A 5742-nucleotide genomic window follows, 5' to 3' on the forward strand; every position below is an offset into this window, starting at 1 on the left:
CTCTTGGGTAGTTGTAGGGGCGTGGAGGGAGACTTGTGGGGACGGTTGTTTATGGGATGCATGCCTCGATGGACGGGTTCATCGAGGGGCCTGACGGTGGGTTCGGGTTCACGGAGCCTGCGGCGGACGTGCATCAGGCGGCCAATGATCAGGTGCGGCGGTGCGGGGCGTTCCTGTTCGGGCGGCGGCTCTACGAGGTGATGGAGAAGCCCTGGACGGAGCAGCTCGGGAACGAAGGGGCGCCGGCAGTCGAGCGGGAGTTCGCCCGGCTGTACAGGGGGATCCCGCGGTACGTGTTCTCTGACACGCTGCAGAGCGTCCCCGACGGGGTCACGCTCGTCCGGCGCAAGGACGCGGTGTCCGTGGTGGAGCGGCTCAAGCGGGAGGTGGACGGGAACCTGGAGATCGGCGGGGCGGAGCTGGCCGCTTCCCTCGTCGATTTGATCGACGAGTTCCTGGTGTACGAGTTCCCCGTGCTCGTCGGGGGCGGCAGGACGTACCTGCCCGTGGACGGCGAGGTGCGGCTGCGGCTGGTCGAGCTGCGTTCGTTCGAGTCGGGGGTCCTCTTCAAGCGGTTCGTGCGGGCCTGAGGACGGCGGCGGCCCCTCGCGGGACGTCCGCGAGGGGTCGGCAGGGGACGGTGTCAGGCGCGCTTGGCGGTCAGGAGGAGGTACTCCCAGTCGACCGTCAGGGGCGACGTCCCCTTGTCGTAGCGGCGGGCCAGGTCTGCCAGGGCCTCGTCCAGCGTGGCCACCTTGCCCGGGTCGTCGGCGATGTTGTTGTAGACGGCGATGGTCGGGCCGTAGCGGGCCTTGAAGTAGTCGCGGAACTCCTCGGGCTTCTCGAAGGCGTCGATCCGGATGGTCTGGCGGCGGGCCGTGACGTCGGTGACGCGGTCGCCGAACAGGGTGCGGACGTGGTCCTCGTCGCCCCAGAGCGGGGGCGGCTGCGCGCCCGGAGGCGGCGGCGGCGCGTACGGCTTCATGGTCGCGAACATCTCGCCGATGAAGCCGCCCGGCGTCCAGTTGATCAGGGCGATCGTGCCGCCCGGGCGGCAGACGCGGAGCAGTTCGTCCGCGGCGGCCTGGTGGTGCGGGGCGAACATGACGCCGACGCAGGACAGAACCTTGTCGAACTCGGCGTCGCCGAACGGCAGGGCCTCGGCGTCGGCCTCCCGCCATTCGAGGTCCACGTCGGCCTTGCGGCGGCCCGCGTCCAGCAGTTCCGGCGTCAGGTCGCTGGCCACCACCTTCGCGCCGGCCCGGGCGGCCGGGATCGCGGCGTTGCCCGAGCCCGCGGCGACGTCCAGGACGCGGTCGCCGCCGCGCACGTCCGCCGCGCCGACGAGCACCTCGCCCAAGCTCGGGATGATCTCGGCGGCGAGCGACGGGTAGTCGCCCAGCGCCCACATCTTCCGGTGACCGGCCTTGACCGTGTCGATCTTCTCCCCCATGACAGCTCCCCTCGTTTCGTGCTTTCACGCTATGGACCAGGGGATGCACGTTCCTAGTACAGGATCTGTACCGGGGCCGGACGTCGTTCTACGCTGCGGAGCATGGGGGCTTCTTATTACCAGTTCTGTCCCGTCGCCAAGGCGATGGAGTTACTCGACGAACGCTGGACGCTGCTGATCGTCCGCGAGCTGCTCGCCGGAAGCGAACGCTTCAACGAGATCCGGCACGGCGTTCCCCGCATGTCCCCGACGCTGCTGTCCAAGCGCCTCAACCAACTGGTTCGCGCGGGGATCGCCGAGAAGCGGGACGACCGCTACGTCCTGACCCCGGCGGGCGAGGAGCTGCGTCCGGTGGTCGAGGCCCTCGCGGTGTGGGGCGTCCGCTGGATAGGAGAGCTGGGCGACCGGAACCTGGACCCGAAGTTCCTCCTCTGGGACATGCGCCGCAACGTCGCTTCCGACGCTCTCCCCGCCGGCCGAACCGTGGTCCTCTTCGTCTTCCCGGACGTCCCGTCCCGCCTCCGGCACTGGTGGCTGGTCCTCACCCCCGAGACCGCCGACCTCTGCGACACCGACCCCGGCCACGAAGTCTCCGTGACGGTGACCGCCGGCCTTCGCCTCATGACCGGGATCTGGCGCGGCGACCTGAGCTGGCAGGACGCCCTACGCTCCGGCACCCTGACGATCCAAGGCCCTGAACGGCTTCGCCGCACCTTCCCCACCTGGTTCGCGTCCCCCATAGCCGCGCTCCCCCGCCCAGCCGTCCCCGGCTCGACGGGAGGATCCCAGGTAGGATAAGTAGCATGAGCGAGCCTACCGGGAAGTACTCGATCACCATGCCGCGCGACATCGCCGAAGCGGCCAAGGAACGCAGCGGCCGCTCAGGGTTGTCCGCCTACGTCGCAGCGGCCGTGGCCCGGCAGATCGAACGTGACAACCTCAACGAACTCATCGCCGTCGCCGAGGCCGAGCACGGGCCCGTCACGGACGAGGAGATTCAAGCGCTGCGCGACCAACTGCATCAGGCGCGCAGGGAACAGGGCGGGGCGGACGCCGCGTGACCCGTCCCCCCGCCACGCCTGGCGGCACCCTTGTCCTCGATAGCGAGGGCTTGGTCAAGGCCGTGATGCGCGACCGCAACGTCACCGGCTGGCTCGCCCTCGCCCGCGCCGACGACCTGCGCGTGATCACCTCTGCGGCGACCTTGGTGGAGGTCGTCCACCCGCGCATCAATCGCCCCGCACTGGAGTGGACCCTCTCGCGCCTCGTCATCGAGCCGGTCACCGAACCCATCGCCCGGCGGGCCGCCGCGCTCCTCGCCGACGCCGGCCTGCACGGCCACAAGTGCGCCATCGACGCCATGCTCAGCGCCACCGCGCTCAGCGCCCCCGGCCCGGTCACCATCCTCACTTCGGACCCCGCGGACCTGACAGCTCTGTGCAATGGACGCGCCGCCGTCATCAAAGTCTGAGCAGGTAGCGCCGCCGTCAGCGTCGGCCGCCTTCGGACGGCATCCGCGAGCGTTCGCGCAGGTCGGCCTCCTGGGCGCGCAGGTGTCCGGCCAGTTCCGGGTCGGTCGCCTCGACGAGTTCGGCGCGCTTGGACAGGACGGCGGCGAGATAGCGCCACGTGTGCGCGTTGCCCGGGTCCAGGTCGAGCGCGCGCCGTAGCGGGGCGGTCGCCTCAGCGAAGTACCCCGCCGCCAGATCCGGGGCGGAGTCGATCGCGATCAGGGCACGGCCGACCGATGCCTCGGCGGCGAGCTTCAACGCCCAGACGTGTCGCTCCTCGACGCGCGCGAGAAGGCCGGATGCCTCCGCGTACAGCGCATCGCAGGCGGCAGGGTCCGCGGACCGCATCAGGTTCCCCTGGTGGACGAGCGCGTAACTCAGCTGCTTCACCAGCGACAGGTCGGCCCCGCCGCCGTCCCCCAGGACCGGCCGGAGCGTCTCGGCGGTCGCCTCGAAGGCCCGCGCGGCATCCGCCTGGCCGGTCCGTTCCATCAGTTGGGCCATGTTCACCTGGACGGTCCCGAGATTGCGCAGGATGTGGGGCAGCCGTTCGACGGCCAGTGACCGCGTGAGGTGGTCGATCGCCTTGCCGTAGAGGACCAGCGCGCCCTCCGCGTCCCTGCCCTCCAGCAGGCGTGCCTGCTGGTAGGTGCACCAGCCGAGTCCATCCAGCCACGCCCGGAGCCACGCCGGGTCGTCGGGGCACGCCGCGAGCCCGGCGGCGTAGGCGCCCTCGGCCGCGGCCCAGGCCGCGGACTCCACTTCCGGAGCGGCCGAGGCGTCCACCAGAAGTTGCAGCGTCTCCGCCAGGTCGTGCATCGGGTCAGGTATACCCGGCGCCAATTCTATGGAGCGTCGGAAACTCTCTTCCGCGCGCCGGAGATGGTCCTGGGCACCGGGTCGGCCGAGCGCCCTCGTCGCCCTGCCGCGACGCTGCAGGGCCCGTCCGAGGAAATTGAGGGCCGTCGGATTATCCGGTTGTGCTCGCAGGGACGCCTCAGCCCATTCCACGGCCTCGGCGAGCAACACGTCCGCGAACGCCGGGTCGGTCTCCAGGAAGTAGAAACCTCTCATTTCCAGCGCGAAGGCAATACGGGCGAGCACTTTCGGGTCGCCTCGGCCGGCAGCAGGTGACACGCGAAGGCGGTGTTCACTTTCCCGGTACAGTCGTTCCGATTCCTCTCTACCGACCCGGCCTGCCGCCTGATGAAGGGCATCGTCGATTCGCAACAGCATATCGACGTCGTCAGGCTCTAGCTCCAAAGAGCGGCGGTAGTGTCGGACGGCTTCGGAATAGCGGTCGCGGCTCCGCTCCGCGTCCACCGATTCCTCGCACTCCTCCTGAGCAACGACCACCTGTCCGAGCCTCCATGGGATGTCGGCGTCAGCAGGCAGGATCTCGGCCAGATTCCGGTACCAGGTCTCCGCGACGCCGAGGAGCCGCAGCCGTTCCGCTGATGAGACGAAGTCTTCCTCAGCAGGCGTCCTGAGCAGATCGAAGGCGGCCTCCGACAGTTGCCGCACAGCGGTCCTGTTGGTTCCGAAGGGACGTTTGAAAGGGGCTTCTCTCAAGCGTTCCAGGGCTGCTGCAGCGGCGTCTGCGTCGTCGGCGCGGAGAGCCTCTTCAGCCTGGCGCCGCAGATAGCCGAGGGGCGGTGGCGGCTTGGCGACCACGTCCGCCACTCGCGCTTCCCAGCTTCTTTCACAGAGCGGACATACAGGCAGCGTTTCTACTGCAACTCCGGAGCTGCGCCTCCAGCGCTTACCGCATCTGGCCTGCGTCACACCATCGACAGCCGGTGCATTCTTCCTGACGTAATGAGCAAACCCATCCGGTTCAGTGATCTCGGCATCAGGAAGCGCATCCGAGGTCGTGTACAGCCGTTCCATCGCCCGAAAGTAGTCGGTCGTGACAGCGAGGAGTTCCGACAGTTCTGAGCCAGTGACATGATGCCGCCGAGGGCCGGTCGTCGCCTGGACGCTGTCGGGGAAGACCTCGTATCTCTCGGCATCCGAAGTTCCGGTGCGCCCCTGCTTGAGCCATACGCTGTTGCTGTGCACGAACCATGATCCGACGCGGTTCCAACTGTCCGGGAACGCGCCGTCGAACACCGCGAGTTCACCGCGGAGCAGGTTGACCAGCCGTTTCTCGGACGTGAGCGGCACGCCGCGCAGGAAGTCGAAGAACTCGGTGAGCACCGGCTGGCAGGAGTCGGCGAGCAGCCGCTGGAAGACGGCCGCGGTCAGCGGGTGCATGACGAACGCGTTGGCCTCCACGGTGACCAGTGCCCACCGGGACAGGGTGATCTCGGCCGCCGCGATGCTCAGGGAGCCGACGGGGCCGGGGAAGCGGTGCCGGAGGAACTCATCGGCCAGATCCTTGGGCACCTCGCCTCGGTCGGCCGTCCACACGAGGGTCTCCAGCACGCGGACCGCGTTGGGATCCCATGCCTCCAGCGCCTCCAGCGTCCGCTGGTGGATCCGCGACAGCCGCTCGGCGGCGCCGCTGATCGAGTCCACCGCGTCGAGGGCGCCGGGGGTGTCGACGGACAGTGCGGCGATCATGGCGTCCAGGGACCACTCCGGGTCGGCCAGCACATGCCGGCACATCCGGTCCAGCACCAGGGGATGGTGGCCGATGGCCTCGGCGAGCCGCTCCCGCTCACCGGCCGACAGCGCGGGGAGCAGTCTGCCGATCGCGGTGGCGGACTGCTCCGGGGTGTAGACGCCGAGTTGCAGCGAGGCGGGGGCGGACGCGCCGTCGAGTCTCGCGGGCAG

At 69.3% G+C, this 5742-nt stretch carries 6 protein-coding genes; 4 read left to right on the top strand and 2 right to left on the bottom strand.

Translation table 11 applies throughout. The features are described from left to right. Nucleotides 1–35: 35 nt before the first annotated feature. The gene (locus E1200_RS30560; RefSeq protein ID WP_131955653.1) at nt 36–590 is read left to right on the top strand and encodes a dihydrofolate reductase family protein; all 555 of its coding nucleotides are present in this window, start codon (nt 36–38) and stop codon (nt 588–590) included. Nucleotides 591–643: 53 nt separating this feature from the next. Here the strand turns inward: E1200_RS30560 and E1200_RS30565 are convergent, their stop codons facing one another. Further along, nucleotides 644–1453 (bottom strand): class I SAM-dependent methyltransferase, encoded by an 810-nt coding sequence (locus E1200_RS30565; RefSeq protein ID WP_131955655.1) that lies wholly within the window; start codon nt 1451–1453, stop codon nt 644–646. Between the two features lie 102 nt (nt 1454–1555). Here E1200_RS30565 and E1200_RS30570 point away from each other — a divergent pair, with 102 nt between their 5' ends. From E1200_RS30570 to E1200_RS30580, 3 genes are read left to right on the top strand one after another with little or no spacing between them, the layout of a single operon-like run. Beyond that, on the top strand, nt 1556–2251 hold the full coding sequence (locus E1200_RS30570) for a helix-turn-helix domain-containing protein (RefSeq protein WP_131955657.1): 696 nt from the start codon (nt 1556–1558) through the stop codon (nt 2249–2251). A 5-nt stretch (nt 2252–2256) separates the two neighbouring features. Next, nucleotides 2257–2514 (top strand): CopG family transcriptional regulator, encoded by a 258-nt coding sequence (locus E1200_RS30575; protein WP_131955659.1) that lies wholly within the window; start codon nt 2257–2259, stop codon nt 2512–2514. Continuing rightward, nucleotides 2511–2924 (top strand): PIN domain-containing protein, encoded by a 414-nt coding sequence (locus tag E1200_RS30580; protein ID WP_131955661.1) that lies wholly within the window; start codon nt 2511–2513, stop codon nt 2922–2924. The genes E1200_RS30575 and E1200_RS30580 overlap by 4 nt, the downstream gene beginning before the upstream one ends. Nucleotides 2925–2940: 16 nt before the next feature. Here the strand turns inward: E1200_RS30580 and E1200_RS30585 are convergent. Further along, nucleotides 2941–5742, bottom strand: a 2802-nt coding sequence (locus E1200_RS30585) for a DUF3039 domain-containing protein (RefSeq protein WP_131955663.1), incomplete at its 5' end; no start/stop codon positions are given.

Source organism: Actinomadura sp. GC306 (assembly GCF_004348665.1).
GTDB lineage: Bacteria > Actinomycetota > Actinomycetes > Streptosporangiales > Streptosporangiaceae > Spirillospora.